General features: G+C 54.3%; 21 protein-coding genes and 1 pseudogene. 13 read left to right on the top strand and 9 right to left on the bottom strand.

Annotated features, from left to right (window positions below):
* The 3 genes from ACQ3G7_RS18305 to ACQ3G7_RS18295 all read right to left on the bottom strand — a co-directional run bounded on the left by ACQ3G7_RS18305 (position 1) and on the right by ACQ3G7_RS18295 (position 3,572).
* Positions 1 to 990 (bottom strand): ABC transporter permease, encoded by a 990-nt coding sequence (locus ACQ3G7_RS18305; RefSeq protein ID WP_263097196.1) that lies wholly within the window; start codon positions 988 to 990, stop codon positions 1 to 3.
* Positions 983 to 2,482 carry a sugar ABC transporter ATP-binding protein gene (locus ACQ3G7_RS18300; RefSeq protein WP_430890984.1) on the bottom strand — a complete coding sequence of 500 codons (1,500 nt, stop codon included), beginning with the start codon at positions 2,480 to 2,482 and terminating at the stop codon, positions 983 to 985. Before ACQ3G7_RS18300 ends, ACQ3G7_RS18305 begins: the two co-directional genes overlap by 8 nt.
* Positions 2,483 to 2,588: 106 nt before the next feature.
* Positions 2,589 to 3,572: an autoinducer 2 ABC transporter substrate-binding protein gene (locus ACQ3G7_RS18295; RefSeq protein WP_263097198.1), complete on the bottom strand. Its 984-nt coding sequence runs from the start codon at positions 3,570 to 3,572 to the stop codon at positions 2,589 to 2,591.
* Positions 3,573 to 4,028: 456 nt separating this feature from the next.
* Between ACQ3G7_RS18295 and ACQ3G7_RS18290 the strand changes: the two genes are divergently transcribed.
* Positions 4,029 to 4,424, top strand: coding sequence for a lysozyme inhibitor LprI family protein (locus tag ACQ3G7_RS18290; protein WP_263097200.1), 396 nt, complete (start codon positions 4,029 to 4,031; stop codon positions 4,422 to 4,424).
* A 1-nt stretch (position 4,425) separates the two neighbouring features.
* On the opposite strand, the gene rutR is transcribed toward ACQ3G7_RS18290, so the two are convergent.
* Complete coding sequence (gene rutR, locus ACQ3G7_RS18285) at positions 4,426 to 5,064, bottom strand: HTH-type transcriptional regulator RutR (RefSeq protein ID WP_263097201.1); 639 nt, start codon at positions 5,062 to 5,064, stop codon at positions 4,426 to 4,428.
* A 279-nt stretch (positions 5,065 to 5,343) separates the two neighbouring features.
* Between rutR and rutA the strand changes: the two genes are divergently transcribed.
* The 6 genes and pseudogenes from rutA to rutF all read left to right on the top strand — a co-directional run bounded on the left by rutA (position 5,344) and on the right by rutF (position 9,448).
* Positions 5,344 to 6,435: a pyrimidine utilization protein A gene (rutA, locus tag ACQ3G7_RS18280; protein WP_430890981.1), complete on the top strand. Its 1,092-nt coding sequence runs from the start codon at positions 5,344 to 5,346 to the stop codon at positions 6,433 to 6,435.
* Positions 6,435 to 7,143, top strand: a pseudogene (rutB, locus tag ACQ3G7_RS18275) (pyrimidine utilization protein B); the annotation flags it as partial. The gene rutA and the pseudogene rutB, both read left to right, overlap by 1 nt.
* Entirely contained in the window at positions 7,139 to 7,525 is a 387-nt protein-coding gene (gene rutC / locus ACQ3G7_RS18270; RefSeq protein WP_430890979.1) for a pyrimidine utilization protein C, read from the top strand. The pseudogene rutB and the gene rutC, both read left to right, overlap by 5 nt.
* A gap of 7 nt (positions 7,526 to 7,532) precedes the next feature.
* On the top strand, positions 7,533 to 8,345 hold the full coding sequence (gene rutD, locus ACQ3G7_RS18265; protein WP_430890977.1) for a pyrimidine utilization protein D: 813 nt from the start codon (positions 7,533 to 7,535) through the stop codon (positions 8,343 to 8,345).
* The gene (locus ACQ3G7_RS18260) at positions 8,342 to 8,932 is read left to right on the top strand and encodes a malonic semialdehyde reductase (protein WP_430890975.1); all 591 of its coding nucleotides are present in this window, start codon (positions 8,342 to 8,344) and stop codon (positions 8,930 to 8,932) included. Before rutD ends, ACQ3G7_RS18260 begins: the two co-directional genes overlap by 4 nt.
* Before the next feature lie 9 nt (positions 8,933 to 8,941).
* Positions 8,942 to 9,448: an NADH-dependent FMN reductase RutF gene (gene rutF / locus ACQ3G7_RS18255; protein ID WP_430890973.1), complete on the top strand. Its 507-nt coding sequence runs from the start codon at positions 8,942 to 8,944 to the stop codon at positions 9,446 to 9,448.
* Here rutF and ACQ3G7_RS18250 read toward each other — a convergent pair.
* Both ACQ3G7_RS18250 and ACQ3G7_RS18245 read right to left on the bottom strand, forming a co-directional pair.
* Positions 9,436 to 10,356: a DMT family transporter gene (locus ACQ3G7_RS18250; RefSeq protein WP_430890971.1), complete on the bottom strand. Its 921-nt coding sequence runs from the start codon at positions 10,354 to 10,356 to the stop codon at positions 9,436 to 9,438. The two genes, rutF and ACQ3G7_RS18250, sit on opposite strands and share 13 nt — an antisense overlap.
* A 132-nt stretch (positions 10,357 to 10,488) precedes the next feature.
* The gene (locus tag ACQ3G7_RS18245) at positions 10,489 to 10,665 is read right to left on the bottom strand and encodes a con-10 family general stress protein (RefSeq protein WP_071889987.1); all 177 of its coding nucleotides are present in this window, start codon (positions 10,663 to 10,665) and stop codon (positions 10,489 to 10,491) included.
* Positions 10,666 to 11,059: 394 nt separating this feature from the next.
* Here ACQ3G7_RS18245 and wrbA point away from each other — a divergent pair, with 394 nt between their 5' ends.
* Positions 11,060 to 11,656: an NAD(P)H:quinone oxidoreductase gene (gene wrbA, locus ACQ3G7_RS18240; RefSeq protein WP_263097211.1), complete on the top strand. Its 597-nt coding sequence runs from the start codon at positions 11,060 to 11,062 to the stop codon at positions 11,654 to 11,656.
* Positions 11,657 to 11,676: 20 nt separating this feature from the next.
* Complete coding sequence (locus tag ACQ3G7_RS18235; protein WP_263097212.1) at positions 11,677 to 11,904, top strand: YccJ family protein; 228 nt, start codon at positions 11,677 to 11,679, stop codon at positions 11,902 to 11,904.
* Between the two features lie 37 nt (positions 11,905 to 11,941).
* Here the strand turns inward: ACQ3G7_RS18235 and agp are convergent, their stop codons facing one another.
* A complete protein-coding gene (gene agp, locus ACQ3G7_RS18230) occupies positions 11,942 to 13,180 on the bottom strand; it encodes a bifunctional glucose-1-phosphatase/inositol phosphatase (RefSeq protein WP_430890968.1) in 1,239 nt (412 codons plus the stop codon).
* Positions 13,181 to 13,332: 152 nt separating this feature from the next.
* Between agp and ACQ3G7_RS18225 the strand changes: the two genes are divergently transcribed.
* Positions 13,333 to 13,782, top strand: a complete 450-nt coding sequence (locus ACQ3G7_RS18225; RefSeq protein WP_430890966.1) for a winged helix-turn-helix transcriptional regulator — start codon at positions 13,333 to 13,335, stop codon at positions 13,780 to 13,782.
* A gap of 128 nt (positions 13,783 to 13,910) precedes the next feature.
* On the top strand, positions 13,911 to 14,696 hold the full coding sequence (locus ACQ3G7_RS18220; RefSeq protein WP_430890964.1) for an SDR family NAD(P)-dependent oxidoreductase: 786 nt from the start codon (positions 13,911 to 13,913) through the stop codon (positions 14,694 to 14,696).
* On the opposite strand, the gene ACQ3G7_RS18215 is transcribed toward ACQ3G7_RS18220, so the two are convergent.
* Complete coding sequence (locus ACQ3G7_RS18215) at positions 14,693 to 15,052, bottom strand: winged helix-turn-helix transcriptional regulator (protein ID WP_430890962.1); 360 nt, start codon at positions 15,050 to 15,052, stop codon at positions 14,693 to 14,695. The genes ACQ3G7_RS18220 and ACQ3G7_RS18215 overlap by 4 nt on opposite strands.
* Before the next feature lie 100 nt (positions 15,053 to 15,152).
* On the opposite strand from ACQ3G7_RS18215, the gene ACQ3G7_RS18210 reads away from it, so the two are divergent.
* Positions 15,153 to 15,902, top strand: coding sequence for an SDR family oxidoreductase (locus ACQ3G7_RS18210; RefSeq protein WP_430890960.1), 750 nt, complete (start codon positions 15,153 to 15,155; stop codon positions 15,900 to 15,902).
* A gap of 53 nt (positions 15,903 to 15,955) precedes the next feature.
* Here ACQ3G7_RS18210 and ACQ3G7_RS18205 read toward each other — a convergent pair whose 3' ends face one another.
* On the bottom strand, positions 15,956 to 17,338 hold the full coding sequence (locus ACQ3G7_RS18205) for a diguanylate cyclase (RefSeq protein WP_430891022.1): 1,383 nt from the start codon (positions 17,336 to 17,338) through the stop codon (positions 15,956 to 15,958).
* Between the two features lie 607 nt (positions 17,339 to 17,945).
* Here ACQ3G7_RS18205 and ACQ3G7_RS18200 point away from each other — a divergent pair.
* Positions 17,946 to 18,524, top strand: a complete 579-nt coding sequence (locus ACQ3G7_RS18200; protein ID WP_430890958.1) for a LuxR C-terminal-related transcriptional regulator — start codon at positions 17,946 to 17,948, stop codon at positions 18,522 to 18,524.
* Positions 18,525 to 18,725: the final 201 nt, after the last annotated feature.

Genomic DNA, 18,725 nt, shown 5'->3' with positions numbered 1-18,725 from the left:
TTAAAGCTCCCTTGCCAGTTTGCGTTTTTCGTTCCACGCGGTGGCGCTAATGCTCACCAGGATGATTGCGCCGCTAAATACCGTATGCCAGTAGGAAGAGACGCCAAGCAGCGTTAAGCCATTCTGTAAGAAGGCCAGCAGGATCACCCCGAGCAGCGTGCCGGTCAGCGTGCCGCGCCCGCCGCTCATACTGGTGCCCCCAAGCACCACCGCTGCTAACACGGTAAGCTCAAAACCAAGCAATGAATTCGGCGCGACCGACTGGGTGATCTGCGCCTGCACTACCGCCGCCACGCCAGCCAGGATGCCCATATAGCCATACACGTAAAGATGCAGTTTCCACAGATTCAACCCCAGGCGGGAAGCGGCATCACGGTTGCCGCCCATGGCATAAATCTGACGCCCCAGCCGGGTTGCGTTCATCAACACGGCGGTAAAAATAATCACCGCGCCGAGGCACAACAGCGGCAGCGTCAGGCCATAATCGTAGCCATCCGCAGCGGTGAACGAGAACCAGTTGATCCCGTTCATAAACCAGTCCGGGAAGCCATACAGCCAGGTGCCATTGGTGGCATAAACCAATAACCCGTAATAGACGTTGAGCGTGGCAATCGTGATGATGATCGCGGGCACGCGCAGCCACCAGACCAGCAAGCCGTTAAGCAACCCGAGCAGCAGTCCCACGCCCATGGACAGCAGCAGCGCCAGCGCGAAATTGCCGCCGTGGGCAATAACCCAACTGGCCATCGCATACTGAGCGATGGCGGTCATGGCCGGAAACGAGATATCAATACCACCGGAGATCAGCACCACAAACAGCCCGCAGGCCAGAATGCCGAGAATGGCATAGCTTGTGGCCACGTCCGTCAGGTTACCCAATGAGAGGAATTCATCCGTTGCGCTACTCAGCCCGATAGCCAACGCCACCACCAGCAGACCAAGCCAAAATTCATGTTGCCCGACGAGGCGAGCAAGGGCGGCATTACGCATTGACCACCTCCGCAATCTCCTGTTCTGTGCAGCGATGCGGGTTAAACTCCGCCACCAGTTCACCCTGACGCATCACCAACACGCGATGACTGTTGTAATACGCTTCGGGGATCTCATCGCAAATCATCAGCACCGCCATTCCCTGTTCCGCCAGTTGACGGGCAATCTGGTAGATCCCCTCTTTATTGGCGATATCCACCCCTACCGTTGGCGAGTCGAGAATCAGAATGCGCGGTTGGGTCGCGACCCACTTAGCGATGGCGATACGTTGCGCATTGCCACCGGAGAGCGTTTTAACCGGCAGTCGCGCATCGGAAACTTTAATGTTCAGCTCGCGGATCAGATCCGCCACCAGCCGTTGCGCTTTAGCATGGTCGAGCAAACCGCTGCGGGTGTGCACTTTGTCGAAAACCGTGACGAGGGTGTTGTCATAAATGGATTGCTCCATGATCAGCCCCTGCGTTAACCGATCTTCCGAGACATAGCCAATACCGTGGCGGATCGCGTCGTGGTTATTGCGCAGTTTCACGGGCTTACCGTTGATTAACATCTCGCCGTCCTCCGGCCGGGTCATACCAAACAGGCTCATGCACAGCTCGGTGCGCCCGGCGCCCAACAGACCGACAATCGACACAATTTCACCCCTGCGCAGTGTCAGGTTGATATTGCGGTATTTGCCTTTGCGGCTCAGGTGGCGCAGCTCCAGCATCGGCTGCTGTTCGACCGGCGGTTTTTCCGGCAGCGGGCTGTAGTGAAAGCGCTGTCCCGTCATCAGATACGCCAGTTCATGACTATCCAGCTCGCTGGCTGGCCAGGTGCCAATCAGTTTGCCGTCACGCATCACGCTGATGCGATCGGCCACTTCCATCACTTCATCTAACCGATGGCTGACAAAAACCACGCAAATCCCCGCGGCTTTCAGTTCGTTCACCACACGTAGCAGGCCATTGACCTCCTGGCGTGTTAGCGAGGCGGTCGGCTCATCCATGATAACCAGCCGGGCATCGGCGGCAATCGCGCGACAAATCGCCACCAGTTGGCGGTCGGCGATGGAGAGTTTTTCCACTTTTTTATCCGGATCGAGGCGTACGCCAATGCGCGCCATTGCCGCCAGCGCCTGCGCTCTCATCGCGCTGCGGTGCACCCAGAGATCGCCGCCAGGCAGATAACGGTGGATGGCGATATTTTCCGCCACGCTGAAATTGGGGAATAACGAAAGATCCTGATAAATCACCTGAATGCCGTAATGTGCGGAAAGTTGCGGCGTCAGGTGATGAAACAGTTTGCCGTCCAGCGCAATGCTGGCTCCTTTTTCCGGCTGATAGACGCCGGAGATCACTTTGATGATGGTGCTTTTACCGCAGCCGTTTTGCCCCGCCAGGCAGTGAACTTCGCCTTTTTGTAGCGTCAGATTCACACTGTCCAGCGCCAGCACGCCGGGGAACTGCTTGCTGATATTTTCAAGCGTGATAAATGCGGTAGTGTCTGTCATCGACGATACCTCTGCCAGCGCCCGGGGAGGACGCCCTGATTAAACCTGCTGCGAAAAGAGCCGGCCTGGCGGCCGGGCTCCGATTCCCTGATGTGGCCTGAAAAACTCAGAAACCAAGTGATTGCGCGTTATCTTTCGTGACTTCGAGGATTTTGTTAAAGCGGATGACCTTTTTCTCCATGTCCACGTCGGCTTTACCCAGCCCGTCGATGGTCAAATCGGAGGTCACTGCTTTGCCTTGCAGTAGCTGGTCGGCGACCGTCACCAGTGCGAACCCGGCGTCACGCGGATCCCACAGCAGTGCTTTTTTGATATCGCCGCGCATCAGATACGGCGCAGCCTGGCCTGGCATGGCAATGCCCACCACCGCCAGTTTGTCTTTTGCCCGTTTTTTCTGTACCGCTTGCCCGGCGCCAATCGGCCCCAGCGAACCGAAACCGATCACCCCTTTCATTTGCGGGTAGGTTTTCATCAGATCGAGCGTGGTGGCGTAGGATTTGTCGATGCTTTCCGCCACCGGCAGACGCGAGGTGACTTCAAACATGTCCGGGTATTTCTCTTTTTGATACTTGATGGCGTAATCGGCCCACGCATTGTGCAGCGGCACGGTCAGCGAACCCACGTAGATGGCATAACCGCCTTTACCGCCCATCGCTTTCGCCAGTTCATCGACGTTGGCTTGCGCATATTTTTCGCTGTCGATGGTTTCGATATCCCACTGGCCTATTTGCTGATCCGGCGATTCGTGCGTCAGTACCACAATGCCTTTATCACGGGCTTTTTTCAGTACCGGCTCCAGCACTTTGGCATCGTTCGGCACCACGATAATGGCGTTGACGTTTTTGGCGATCAGATCTTCAATCACTTTCACCTGTTGCGCCGGATCCGGTGTGGATGGCCCGGTCTGGTAAGCATTGACGTCCAGTTTTTTTGCTGCGTCATTGACGCCGGTTTCCATACGATTGAACCAGGGAATGCCGGTGACCTTCGCCACCACGGCGATTTCGTACTTTTCCGCGGCAACAGACTGGCCAGACACCATGCATGCAGAAATAAGGGCTGCACTGAGTAATGCGAGTTTGAATTTCATAGTTGAACCTTTCTTGAGGACAGAGGAAAGTCGCGGAAAGGAGGTTAGCAACGAATGGAAGAGGCAAAACAATGGCAATAATCAAAATGTGATCAATGCCCGAAAAGGTTTGTTTTTAGTAAAATTATAGTTAATTTTAGGTTAAAAATGACATCTCGCTTGCCTTAAAAGTCAAAACAAGCGTTAAAAAACAATAAAAATAAAACATTCAATTAACATTTAATTATCATTCATGGCCAATTAGCGATAATCTTTTGCTCACTCGATCCTCTGGCGGTGCTGGCTAATTTCTCATTTTGAGAACTGAAACGAGAAAGGTATTTTGGCAAAGAAGACCCCTTGCAAACGGATGCGTAACAGACAGCGGCAATCACACGATGAGGGTCATTTGGGTGACATTGGTGAGGGGCTATGCTAAGAAACGGCTGTAGTGAAATCGATAACAAGGGGAAGTTGATGAAACGTAGCATGCTGGCGCTGACGGCGCTGTTGCTAAGCAGTGCGGCATTCGCCGACGAGTGTGATAACGCCTCCACACAATCCGAGCTGAACAGCTGTACCGCCAGTCAGTACCAGACCGCGGATAAAAAACTGAATCAGACCTATCAGGACGCCCTCAAGCGCGCTACCCCACCGCAGGCCGCGCTGCTGAAAAAAGCGCAGCAGACCTGGATCAGCCTGCGCGACAGTGATTGCGCCTTTGTCAGTTCCGGCGTAGATGGCGGCAGTGTGCAGCCGATGGTGCAAAACCAGTGCCTGGCGGATAAGACTTCCGAACGTGAGGCCTGGCTGGCTTCGCTGTTGCAGTGTGAAGAAGGTGACGTAAGCTGCCCGTTGCCGCCCGCACATTAACTTAACGCACGCGGATCCCTTCAATAATCATCCGCTGCACATTGTCGACGGTGCGCTGAAAGAATGCCGGATCCTGTAATGTCGCACCGGTCACGGCTTCTACCTGAGTGGCGAAATCCGCGTAATGTTGCGTAGAGGCCCAAATCATAAAGATCAGATGATGCGGATCGACAGCCGCGAGTTCGCCGCTGTCGATCCAGCCCGCAATAATTGCCGACTTCTCATCCACCAGCGTTTTCAGACTGCCGGTCAGTTCCGCTTTCAGCAGCGGTGCGCCCTGTAGCATCTCCTGACAAAACAACCGGGAAGCCTGCGGGTGATCCCGCGACACCTCCAGCTTAAGACGGATGTACTCTTTGATCGCCACCAGCGGGGTAAAATCGCTGCGGAACGCTTTCAGCGGCGCCAGCCAGATATCCAGAATCTGGCGCAACACGGCAATATAGAGCGCCTCTTTCGAAGGGTAGTAATAGAGTAAATTGGTTTTCGACACCCCGGCCAGCTCCGCCACCTGCTCAAGACGCGCGCCGTGGAAACCCAGCCGGGAAAAGGCGTCCAGCGCGGCGGTTAAAATCGCCTGACGCTTCTCACTGACTGCCCGGGTGCGCTTATCCGCACGCTTCACCGTACCCTGTGCCATATCTGCTCTCCTTTATGTTGGATGCAGCATAGCAAATGGAACCCGCCGACTCGACCCTGTGCACTCTGATTGCGCACAAACGCCTGCTTTTTGTGCACCGTTTTTGACCATTTAGTCCACTTTTTACCGACCCATTTCGCCAACCTTTGATTAACACATTAATAACAATGACCTTTTTCATGTTGGCATCCGCTTTGCAACTCGTTGATTGCGAGGCTGAAAGGAAAATGCAGGATGCAGCGCCACGCCAGACATTCACCTGACAATGCGAGGTATGTGATGAAAATTGGTGTTTTCGTTCCGATTGGCAACAATGGCTGGCTGATTTCGACCCATGCGCCACAGTACAAACCGACCTTTGAGCTGAATAAAGCGATTGTGCAGAAAGCCGAACACTATCACTTCGATTTTGCGCTCTCGATGATCAAGCTGCGCGGCTTCGGCGGTAAAACCGAATTCTGGGATCACAACCTGGAGTCCTTCACCCTGATGGCCGGGCTGGCCGCGGTGACCTCCCGCATCCAGATTTACGCCACCGCCGCCACCCTGACGCTGCCGCCAGCGATTGTGGCGCGGATGGCATCGACGATCGATTCCATCGCTAACGGCCGTTTCGGCGTTAACCTGGTCACCGGCTGGCAGAAGCCGGAGTATGAGCAGATGGGGCTGTGGCCGGGGGATGAGTACTTCGCCCGTCGTTACGATTATCTGACGGAGTACGTGCAGGTGCTGCGCGATCTCTGGGGCACCGGGAAGAGTGATTTCAAAGGTGAATTCTTCACCATGAATGACTGCCGCGTCAGCCCGCAGCCCACCAGCCCGATGAAGGTGATCTGCGCCGGGCAGAGCGACGCCGGGATGGCATTCTCGGCAAAATATGCAGATTACAACTTCTGCTTCGGCAAAGGGGTCAACACGCCAACGGCCTTTGCGCCCACCGCCAAACGCATGCAGGAGGCCGCCAGTGAAACGGGGCGCAACGTTGGCTCTTATGTGCTGTTTATGGTGATCGCCGATGAAACAGACGACGCCGCACGGGCAAAATGGGAACACTACAAAGCCGGTGCAGATGACGAAGCGCTGGCCTGGCTGACTGAGCAGAGCCAGAAAGACACCCGCTCCGGCGCGGATACCAACGTGCGCCAGATGGCGGATCCCACCTCCGCCGTCAATATCAACATGGGCACGCTGGTTGGTTCGTACGCCACCGTCGCCCGTCTGCTGGATGAAGTCGCCACCGTCCCTGGCACTGATGGCGTGCTGCTGACGTTTGATGATTTTCTGCAAGGCGTGGAAGCCTTTGGCGAGCGCATTCAGCCATTGATGCAGTGTCGTCGCCATATTCCCGCACCCACTCGCGAGGTGGCCTGATGATTACACTGAACGCCCGACCAGAATCCCTCACCTTCGCCCCTGAGCGCAGCGCGCTGATTGTGGTGGATATGCAAAATGCCTATACCAGTCCGGGGGGTTACCTCGATCTGGCGGGTTTCGATGTCTCCGCCACCCAACCAGTGGTCGACAATATTACTATTGCCGTCGCCGCAGCCCGTGCAGCAGGCATGCTGATTATCTGGTTTCAGAACGGCTGGGACAGCGACTACGTTGAAGCAGGCGGCCCCGGTTCGCCGAACTACCACAAGTCCAACGCATTAAAAACCATGCGCCAGCGCCCGGAGTTACAAGGAACATTGCTGGCGAAAGGCGGCTGGGACTATGCCCTTGTGGATGCATTGCAACCGCAGCGGGGAGATATCGTCCTGCCCAAACCGCGTTACAGCGGCTTTTTTAACACACCGCTCGATAGCATCCTGCGCAGTCGCGGTATTCGCCATTTGGTGTTTACCGGCATCGCCACCAATGTCTGCGTCGAGTCGACGCTGCGCGATGGTTTCTTCCTCGAATATTTCGGCATTGTGCTGGAAGACGCCACCCATCAGGCCGGTCCGGCGTTTGCCCAACAGGCCGCGCTGTTCAACATTGAAACCTTCTTCGGCTGGGTAAGCGACGTGCAGACCTTCTGCACCGCCCTGTCGCCACAGAAACTCGTCAATATCGCTTAAGGAGAGGCATTATGCCAAAACAGGTCATTATTCCGCCGGGCACCACCACCCCGATTGCGCCCTTCGTCCCCGGCACGCTGGCAGACGGCGTCGTGTATGTCTCCGGCACACTGCCCTTCGATAAGCAAAATAACGTGGTCTATGTCGGCGACCCAAAGGCGCAAACGCGCCACGTGCTGGAAACCATCCGGAGCGTGATCGAAACAGCGGGTGGCACGATGGAGGACGTGACGTTCAACAGTATCTTTATCACCGACTGGACAAACTACGCCGCGATTAACGAAGTCTATGCCGAATTTTTCCCTGGCGATAAACCGGCCCGTTTCTGCATCCAGTGCGGTCTGGTGAAACCGGAGGCGCTGGTGGAAATCGCCACCGTCGCGCATATCGGTAAGTGAGGCGTTCATGAAGCTGACCCTGAGTGCAGCGCCTTTTGCCGACGCGCCGGTCGTGGTGCTGAGCGCCGGTCTTGGCGGGGCTGGCAGTTACTGGCTGGCGCAACTCGCCGCTCTTGAGGCGCATTACCAGGTGGTGCGTTACGATCAGCGTGGTACCGGTAACAACCCGGACACGCTGCCGGACGGCTACCGTATGCAGGATATAGCTGCGGAGCTGCATCAGGCATTACGCGAAGCCGGTATTCGCCGTTATTGCGTAACAGGCCACGCCTTAGGTGCGCTTATCGGCCTGCAACTGGCTCTCGATCACCCGGATGCCGTCAGTGGGTTGGTGCTGGTGAATGGCTGGCTAACGCTTAACGATCACACCCGTCGCTGCTTTCAGGTGCGTGAACGCCTGTTGCAGGCAGGCGGTGCAGAAGCCTGGGTCCAGGCGCAGCCGCTGTTTCTTTACCCGGCGGACTGGATGGCGGCAAACGCACCGCGAATGGAAGCCGAAGAAGCGCTGGCCGTGGCGCATTTTCAGGGGGAAAGCAATCTGCTGCACCGCCTTCGCGCCCTGAAAGCGGCGGATTTCAGTACCCGCGCCGGGCAGATCCAGTGCCCGACGCTGATCATCTGCTCGCGGGATGACCTGCTGGTGCCCTGGACCTGCTCCCACGACATGCAGCAAGCGATCCCCGGCAGCCAGTTGAGGGTGATGGAGCGCGGTGCGCACGCCTGCAATATCAGTGAAAGCACCACCTTCAATACCTTATTACTCGGTGGGCTGGCGTCGATGCTGCCCGCCCCGACACCGTTTTTAAAGGAGAATGTATGAGTGAGGCCGTCACTCCAGCCGCGCTGGACACACTGTTTACTCAGGCTCGTACCCACAATGGCTGGCGGGATCGCCCGGTGAGCGACGAGACGCTGCATGAGATTTATGATCTGCTGAAAATGGGACCGACCTCCGCCAACTGCAGTCCGGCGCGCTTTGTGTTTATCCGAACATTGGAAGGCAAAGAGAAACTGCGCCCGGCGCTCTCCAGCGGGAATCTGGAAAAAACCCTTAGCGCCCCCGTTACCGCCATCGTCGCCTGGGACAGCGAATTTTATGAACAGCTTCCGACGCTCTTTCCCCATGGCGATGCGCGCAGCTGGTTTACTTCCAGCGCAAGCATGGCGGAAGAGACCGCCTTTCGTAATAGCTCGATGCAGGCGGCATACCTGATTTTCGCCTGTCGGGCGCTGGGTCTGGACACCGGGCCGATGTCGGGCTTTGATCGCGGCAAAGTCGATGCCGCCTTCTTTGCCGGCACGACACTGCGCAGCAATTTGCTGGTCAACATCGGCTATGGCGATGCCAGTAAGCTGTTTCCCCGACTGCCGCGACTGCCCTTCGCTGACGCCTGTCAGCTTGTCTGAGGTGTGACTATGAGCATCGATACCCAATCATTTCGCGACGCCATGGCCTGCGTTGGCGCGGCAGTGAATATCATTACAACCGACGGGCCCGCCGGGCGCGCCGGATTTACCGCCAGCGCCGTATGCAGCGTGACCGATTCACCGCCAACGCTGCTGGTGTGCCTGAACCGCAACGCCTCCGTATGGCCCGTGTTTCGCGAGAACCAGACATTGTGTGTTAACACCCTGGCGGCGGGACAGGAGGCGTTATCGAATCTGTTTGGCGGGAAAACCGCAATGGCGGAACGCTTCGCCGCGGCTGAATGGCGGTCTGGCGAAACGGGTTGCCCGCGATTGTTGGGTGCGCTGGCGTCCTTCGATTGCCTTATTAACCAGGTCACCAGCGTGGGGACGCACGATATTCTGTTTTGCCAGATAGTGGACATTGCGCGCCAGCCGGTGCCGGAAGGACTGGTGTGGTTTGACCGGCGCTACCATGCGCTGGTGCGCCCGGCCTGTCTGGATCAGGGCTCCTGATTCAGACGTTTTTCAGGCGCTGGTAACGGCGCTTTTTTCTTTTTCAGCTTCAGTTCGCTCACCAGCACGCCCAGCACAATCAACGCGCCACCCAATAACGCCAGTAACGGTAAACGCTCGCCCGCGAGGCGGCCAAACACGCCCGCCCATACCGGCTCGCCGGTGTAAATCACCGTGGCCCGGGTGGGCGAAACGCTACGCTGCGCCCAGTTCATGACCACCTGGATAATGGCGCTGAAAATCCCTAAACCTAACGCCACCAGCACCAGTCCTGGCGAGAGCGGCGGTACGGATTCCCCTGACGGGAGCATCGCGGAAAACGAAACAACAGACGCAGTAAGCAGTTGCACTACCGTTACCCGGCGAACATCGACTGTCCCGGCCCAGGCGCTGATCAGAATGATTTCGGCGGCGATCGCCAGCGCGCTGGCAAGCGTGATGAGTTCCCCTTTCCCGAGCGCCAGCAGATTGCCTTCCGGCCCGGCCAGCAGCAGCAAACCGGTAAACGCCAGCACGATGCCCATGCAGGACATCAGTCCCGGCATACGCCCGAGGCAGAGCCATTGCAGCAGGGGCACCAGCGGCACATACATGGCAGTAATAAACGCAGATTTACTGCTGGTGATGGATTGCAGCCCCCAGGTTTGCAGACTGTAGCCCAGCGCAATAGAGACGCCAATTATCACGCCCGCTTTCACCTCCCGCCAGGTGAGGTCACGCAATATCGTCAGCGACAGAAGCGCCACCGCCAGCGCCGCAGTGGCAAAGCGCAACCCCACAAAGAAGAACGGGCCGCTCATGGTCACCGCGTATTGCACCGCGAGAAATGTGCCGCCCCAGAACATGGTGATCAGGATCAACAGCGCTTCCTGAGGCTTAATGGAAAAGGCGTAACGGGAAAAAGACATAGCGCGACCAACAAGAGAAGAAACGTCGTAGTGTGCGGTGGCTTGAGAGGCTGCGCAAGGATAAAAAAAACCGCCGGGTCTCCCCGGCGGCGGGCATGGTCGACAACGGGTCAGCGTTGCCTGCCATCATCGTTAGCTGCTGCTGCGGCTACCGTGACTGTTTTTGCCCCCTTTTTTTCCTGCTTCTGAGGCGCGCTGAGGGTCATTTTTAAAATTGCCCCCGCTTTGCTGGCCACCTTTACGACCTGCTGCTGATGCTCTTTCACGGTCTTCAGCGAAATTACCTGAACCACCACGATGGTTTGCCATGTCTCACCTCCGGATAAGTGAAATATCAGACATCATACTGCATTCAGTAAAAGAGGATTCTTTCACTTCACGACGTTAGGGCAGAGCCTTTATCTGCGTCGCGTGCAACTAAGCTTAGTGGAATACGGGTATCCAGCCCGCGATCGGTAATATCCTGCAACAGGTTCTCTGCCGATTGGCTGATATTACCTAAGCGAAACCGATAAGCTCCTCTTAAGTCTCCAAAAAACACGCACGAGAAAAATGTGTCAAATTGCAACAAAGATGCTCTTATCATTTATTTGTTATTTATCAAATAAATGGTGCTCTTACTTGCACTCTGCCTGTCACGACATACGCTTAAAAGAACGCAGCGATATGCTGCCTGCTAACGTCAAACCGAGGAGTGACAGAAATGGCTAAAGTGTTGGTGCTTTACTACTCCATGTATGGACACATTGAAACGATGGCGCATGCAATAGCTGAAGGGGCGCAAAAAGTGGATGGCGCAGAGGTCGTCATCAAGCGCGTGCCGGAAACCATGTCGGCGGAAGTCTTTCTGAAGGCCGGGGGGAAAACACAAAACGCCCCGGTCGCCACACCGCAGGAACTGGCGGAATATGACGCCATTATTTTTGGTACGCCCACCCGCTTTGGCAACATGTCGGGGCAGATGCGTACGTTCCTGGATCAGACCGGCGGGCTGTGGGCCTCCGGCGCGTTATATGGCAAGCTGGCGAGCGTTTTTAGCTCCACCGGCACCGGTGGCGGACAGGAACACACCATCTCCTCAACATGGACTACCCTTGCACATCATGGAATGGTGATTGTTCCCATCGGCTACGCCGCGCAGGAACTGTTCGATGTTTCACAGGTTCGCGGCGGTACGCCTTACGGCGCGACAACCATTGCCGGTGGCGATGGGTCACGTCAGCCAAGTGCCGAAGAGCTGGCGATTGCCCGTTATCAGGGTGAGTATGTTGCTGGTCTGGCAGTAAAACTGAACGGCTAACCTTCTACAGGAGGAGACAGATGCCAACTCAAGAAGCGAAAGCTCATCGCGTAGGTGAATGGGCCAGCTTACGTAACACGTCGCCAGAAATCGCTGAAGCGATTTTTGAGGTCGCGGGATACGATGAAGCGCTGGCAGAAAAAATCTGGGAGGAAGGCAGCGATGAAGTTCTGCTGCGCGCCTTCGAAAAGACGGATAAAGATGCGCTCTTCTGGGGCGAACAGACGATAGAGCGTCAAAACGTCTAGTTGTTGGCTCCCCCGCCATCACGGGGGAGCGTTTTCCTTACTTCGCCGCCTCACGCATCAGCGTATTGAATTTATCGATTGGGCAGAAACCATTGGCATCGACCGGGCAACCTTTTAACGCCAGCGTCACGCGCTGTGGTGGAGCGTCGAGCGTCAGCGCTTGCGTATTCCGTAGCTGGTCACTGCTCTGATAAACATATTCAATTTTCATCAGATCGCGATTCGCAGTCGCGTCATGCCAGCGCTGGAAGACGATTTTGCCGCCAATCGGCGTGCGCTCGTTTTGGTCATGAAGCTGATAAGGCTTGAACTCAAGCGCCGTCAGCAACGACGCAATATTAGAGTCATGCCCCACCAGCACCGTGATTTTCGCTGCGCTGCCCGCCTCTTCCACCAGGGCATTGTCGAGGTATTTCACCAGCGGCTTCGCCACATTGCGCGCCACCTGCTGCGACGTAAATAGCGAGTCCTGATAGCTGTTTTTCAGCTTCGACAATACCCGCCACTGTTGTTCTGTTTTGATTTCACCCCACGCCACCTGATCCAGGGGGAAGCCTCCGTAGTACTGCAAGGTAAAGGCATCAACCAGTGAATTCCCCACTTTCAGCGGCCCGGATACCCCCGGCTCCTGCTGGTATTTGGCGCTGAATGTCTCTTTCCCGTCCGCGAGCGAACATTGCTGCTTCTCTTTACAGGCGGGAGACTCACGGTAGCGGGTGATTTTCTCCAGCAGCGCATAGCTTTCCCCCAGCGCATACTGCTTGCGCTGCGTTTCCATGGCGCTTACCGCTTGCTGACCAAAAGCGTCAGACTCATCGGTGATAACCGGGTTGAACAGCGGATCCATGGTGCCCATCTTTTCCTGATGATGAACCGGCACGTCGCAGCCCGGAAACGCGCCGCTGATAAAGAACTGAGCGGTGGCGACCGTACGTTGCAGGCTGTTAGCCCGCACATAAACACTGTCTGACGCCGGGCACTCTCCGGCACTCACCAGCTTTTGCTCCGCCAGCCATTCGCGCATGTAATGCCCCATGTAGACTTCCAGCACCCCACCTTTGGTGGTGAGCTGACCGCCCGGGACATCCCACTCGGGCCAGGCGTTTGGCGTGGATTGCTCCAGCACGCTGCCGTTGTTTGCCAGCGGCGCGCGCAGATTATGTCGGCTCATGATCAACACTTGTTGTAACTGATACCCCTGCGGCGCGGTTTGCGCCATCACGCCAGGTGTCGCCATGACAGCGGCGATCGCCGTAAGCCAGAGTACGGTTTTCATCCTGTTTTCCTCTTCTCTCAGCCTGAAAACAAAAGTGTGACACATTTATGACGACGTACCGGGACGCATTTCACGGAGTGTGCTCTGGCGCAAAAAGCGATGTTTTCCTGCCGTGAGTAGTTTTATAATTAAACCACTAACGGAGGAACACCATGAAACGCACCCGCCTTGAAGAGACCTTCTGCCCTGTTGCCCGCTCGCTGGATATTATTGGCGATTGGTGGTCGCTGTTGATTGTGCGCGATGCGCTAAATGGCATTAAACGCTTCGGCGAGTTTCAGAAAAGCCTCGGCATCGCCAAAAATATGCTGACCGCGCGGCTTAAGCTGCTGGTCGATGAAGAGATCCTGCGCATGCAACCGGCCTCCGATGGCAGCGCGTGGCAGGAGTATGTGTTAACGGATAAAGGCCGTTCCCTGCAAACCGTGCTGGTGGCGCTCTCACAGTGGGGGAACGAATGGCTGTTTGCACAGGGCGAGCCTGCCAGCGTGCTGGTGGATAACCAGTCGCGCCGACCGTTACAGAAACTGGCGCTACGTGCAGAAGATGGGCGTGAACTGCAACCTGAAGAGGTGACATTGCGCGTTGCCAGCCCGCAGTAATTCAACACGTTACCCTGTTATTATCCTGTAGCGCACTTTTTGTCGCCTTATTTGGTTGCATAATAAAACCAAATATCGCATGCTGCATTTAGTTTCATTATAAAACCACATCATGAGAGGAAACGAAAATGGCCACTACCGCACTGATCACTGGCGCATCTTCAGGCATTGGCGCTGTATATGCAGACCGTCTTGCCGCCCGGGGCTACAACCTGCTGCTGGTCGCTCGCCGTGAAGACCGGCTGAATGCACTGGCAGAGGATTTACAACAACGCCACGGCATCAATGTCCGTACGCTGGTGGCCGATCTTAGCCAGCAGGAGGGTATTCAGCGCGTTGAAACTGTACTCCAGGAAGATGCGTCGATTGCAGTTCTGGTCAACAATGCCGGAGCCGCGGCGCTCTCGCCGTTCCTCGGCAGCACCGCGCAGCAGCACGAAGCCATCAATACGCTGAACACGACCGCGCTGATGCGCCTGACGCTGGCGGTATTGCCGCGCTTTGTAGAGAACAATCACGGGACCCTAATCAATATTGCGTCGGTCGTGGCTTTCCATGCCCGCGCTGGAAGCGCCGTGTACAGCGCCACCAAAGCCTGGGTGCTGAATTTCACCCGCGGTTTGCAGGAGGAGTTCGCTGACAGCAACATTCGCATCCAGGCGGTACTGCCTGCGGCGACAGCCACTGAGATTTGGGGCCATTCCGGTATTACGCTGGATGCCCTGCCGGAAGGATCGGTGATGACCACGGAAGATTTGGTGGATGCCGCGCTGGCGGGACTGGATCAGGGTGAGCTTGTGACCGTACCGCCAGTGGAAGAGGTGCAGTTGTGGGAGGATTGGGAAGCGGCGCGACTGGCGCTGTTCAGCGCCTCGCGCAATGGTAAACCGGCCTCCCGCTACATACGCAGTTAACGTTTTAACGCACTGCCGTGGCTGCGCATCCACTCCGCCAGCGGATCCAATGCGCTACGCAGGGTTGCGCCCAATGGCGTAATGCTATATTCCACGCGCGGTGGCACTTCCGCATAGACCTGGCGCGACACCAGCCCGCGTTGTTCAAACAACCGTAGCTGGCGCGTCAGCTCTTTTTGCGTAATCGGGTAAACCGCCCGTTGCAGATCGCTAAAACGCACCGGCGTGTTCAGGACAATCAAGCGATAAAGGATCGGGATCGCCCATTTTCCCGAAATCAGGCTGACGAAATCCGTCATCGGACAGGGTTCCGTCGCATAATTTTTTTCCGGCAACCCTGCCGCTGGTTCCGCCATAGCGCACCTCCCGCCTCTTTAGTATCCATTTGGTACCTTGTATTCAAAAGATACTAACGACTCTATAGTGCATTCTCAAGTCAAAGATGAGGATGAGAAAATGAGCCGTTTAGCAGGTAAATATGCGTTGATCACGGGTGGAACTACCGGTATTGGGCTGGCTACCGCACAGACATTTATGGCCGAGGGGGCGCAAGTTGCGGTCACCGGGCGCAACCCCACTACGTTAGCGCAGGCACAGGCGGTGTTGGGGCCAGACGCCTGGGTGATTGCCTCCGATGCCGGGCGAACCGATGAGCAGCGTCAGCTTGCCACAATGCTCGCCGCACGCTGGCCTCGCGTGGACGTGGTGTATATCAATGCCGGGGATGTCTCCCACGGTTTGCTTGAGGAGTGGCGTGAAGAAAACTGGGATCGATTGATGGATACCAATCTGAAAGGTCCCTATTTTCTGATCCAGGCGCTACTACCGTTGCTGCATAATCCTTCATCGGTCATTCTGTGCGGCTCTGTCAGCGCACGCATCGGGCTGCCAGCCAGCAGCGTGTATGCGGCGAGCAAAGCAGCCTTGCTTTCACTTGCCAGAACGCTCTCCGGGGAACTGCTGTCGCGCGGCGTGCGCGTTAATGGACTGAGCCCGGGCCCGGTGGAGACGCCAGCGATGAATAAACTTGGGTTAAGCGGCCCGGCGCAGCAGGCGTTGCAAAGTGAGATCAAAGAGTTGGTGCCGCTGGGTAGAATGGGCACACCAACGGAGCTGGCAAAAGCCGCGCTTTTCCTGGCGTCCGATGAGTCCAGCTATGTGGTCGGAACCGAGCTGCTGGTGGATGGCGGCACAGGTAGCCTGTAATGACAGACGGAGCCGCCGCGCGCGGCTCGTCAAAAAACGACGCAGACAACGCTTTACGGTGCAGCTCTCCATAACTCGACACAATTCCGCCCTCTTTTTTTGGCAATATACAGGGCTTCGTCCGCCGCCTGAATCAGCCGCTCATAGTCGGGATGCCCGCTGAACATCGCTGCGCCAATAGATAACGAAAGTGCAATATTGTCGCCCGTAGGTGACTTGATATTTGTTTTCTCCACGCGCGCGCGAATACGTTCAGCAATACGCAGAGTGTCAACTTCGGATGCTTCAGTTAATACAATGACAAACTCATCGCCTCCGTAGCGGAAAACGTAATCACAACTCCGCACATTATCATAAAATGCATTCGACACTTTGCGCAGGATTTCGTCGCCAACGAAATGCCCCCATGTGTCGTTAATCTGTTTGAATTTATCCACATCAATGATCAGCACTGACAATGGTGAACCCGCACGATTGGCTTGTGAAATCTCCCGTTTAAAAATGGTGGGCAAAAAACGCCGGTTAAGTAACTTCGTCAAGACGTCCATACCGACTTCATGACGGGAAACTTCATCAAACAATTCCCGTAACAGCGAGTTAATTTGTGCAAGGGTATTTCTTATTTGCATCAGAAACTTAATGCGCAGGGGTTTGTTGCGAAGCGCCTTTGGCGTCATACCAATATTACGAAACAGTTCATCCAGCTCCTGCAATAATCTTGAAATATGACCCACCTCGGCAATACCGCTGAAATAGTGCCGTCCTTTATGATTAAACCAGAGTCCAAAATCCGACTGACTGAGTGGCAGGCTGTTACCTAAATCAGAATCCAGTAGCACTTTGTAAATCATATCCATTTCCCACGCCAACAACGCCGAAATCTGACGCTCCTTCTCCTCTTCGGCATTCTCCAGCAGTGAGAATATGCGGTAGTTTTCATCCTCTTTTGCGGAACTGCTTTCATTAAATGAAAACGCCCGCGACATAATCTCCATCGCCAGATCAATGCTGTTGATAGAATAATGATAGAGTTCCAGCTTTTCCTGCGCACTGCATGGGGAGGCAATAATAAACGGGTAGAGAAGTTTTTTGAGTACGCGAAATCCCATTTCCACAAGTTCAACCGGGATACCGATGCGCGCATGGATCTCAGCAACATGCTGCTGGACCTGAATCTGATGATCGATATCATCGGCCTGACATGACAAAATCTCAACAACCCATTGTTCGAGGGCATGCTTGAGCTGTTTTTCTACTTGCTCGTTTGACAGAAACTCCTCAGCATGCGCGTCGGCGAGCACGATGCGATAGAAGGCAATACTCAGTTCGTGCGCATGGACTTTGCCCAGTTCTGCAGCTATACGGCGAATATGCAAGTCTGTCTGGCCGAGTAAATCCTCCCATTCACCTCTCATTGTTTTAATATAAGTTTCCATCATTCAAACCTCTACAGTAAAACACCTCTGGTTTGGGCTACCGTCTGAACATGGACTGTCAATGGCTGACAGCATGTAACGCAGCGAAAGCGATAGCGAACTTTTCCATGTGCTCACCTGCAGGCTAAATAAAAATCTATTCACGATAGAATGTTCGGATTTAAAAAACAGAAAACAATCAAAACACAGAATTAAAAACCACATCCTGAGTAAGCATCTGGAATGCATGAATGAAGTATAGACCTTATAAAATATACGTGGCAGGCCCCGTGTAGATGGATGTCATTAACACACCATCAGCCTGGGTTTACTCATATGCTACCGCTGCGTTTATCCAGGGGCTCACTTGCCTTAAATTTCAAATCGACATGCATATAAGATATTTAAGATTAGCAATAGCGAACAGATACGCAGTATGACAGCCTGATGAATAACACATAAATATGTCACCCAATCACAGAGAGAAACAACACTGTTTTTTTGGCATTTGCATACTTTACTCACACATTTAAGATAATTTAATTTCATAATTGCACACTCACCGCCTTACAATTCCTTATTCTATTGCATAAAACAGATAATCAGGGAAGCGATGAGTATTTATATAATGAGTGGAAACATTTATCTGCGAAATGGAATTATTTCATTAGCAAAGCCAGAAGGATGGGAGATAATTTCATATGAAGTGGATAACTTCCACGAGAAAGAATTAACTTGCGATGATGTGGTGATCCTGCATGTTGATATCAAAAATAGTTATTATGCAAAAGCGATCTCGTTGATAAACAGAAAAAGCAAATTATTAGTAATACTGGAAGGAATGAGGGATATTGTCATCGCCGATGTTGATAACGTTATAAAATCAAGAGAGCCATTATCCAGTATTACCGACGCCATTCATTGTATAATCAAAAAAGAGAAAAAGCCTAAAACATCCAGCAACACGCTTAGCGACATCGAGAACATCATTTTGAACGAGTCTCTAAAAGGAAAGAGCATTAACCTAATCGCTGATGCTTTAAACTTGTCACCCAAAAGAGTATATGCTTACCGCACCAGAGCATGTAAGAAACTTGGCGGAAAGAAAATTAATGATCTTCTCCTTATTCGGGAGAAACTTCTTGAAGACTCCAGCCCCCGACTTCCGTCACGTATCCGAACAGAACATCAGGGCTGGAATTTATAAATCACTACCTGTGATTATTGTGCCTCCGCCTGTTGCATACATTTCAGTGCAAACGGGGGCATTGACTTAGCAACAGAGCCAGGATTGCTTACTGATCCTTCCAGGAAAGTACATAGTACCTTGCCATTTAAAGATGATGTATATACGTTGCAATAAAAATCAGAATAACCATACAGAATAATAAAACATTTGATGTTGAAT

This window comes from Kosakonia sp. N21, from assembly GCF_050587465.1.
In the GTDB taxonomy this organism is placed as follows: Bacteria; Pseudomonadota; Gammaproteobacteria; order Enterobacterales; family Enterobacteriaceae.
Note: the sequence above shows the minus strand (reverse complement) of the source record. Positions and strands in the feature narration are given on the sequence as shown.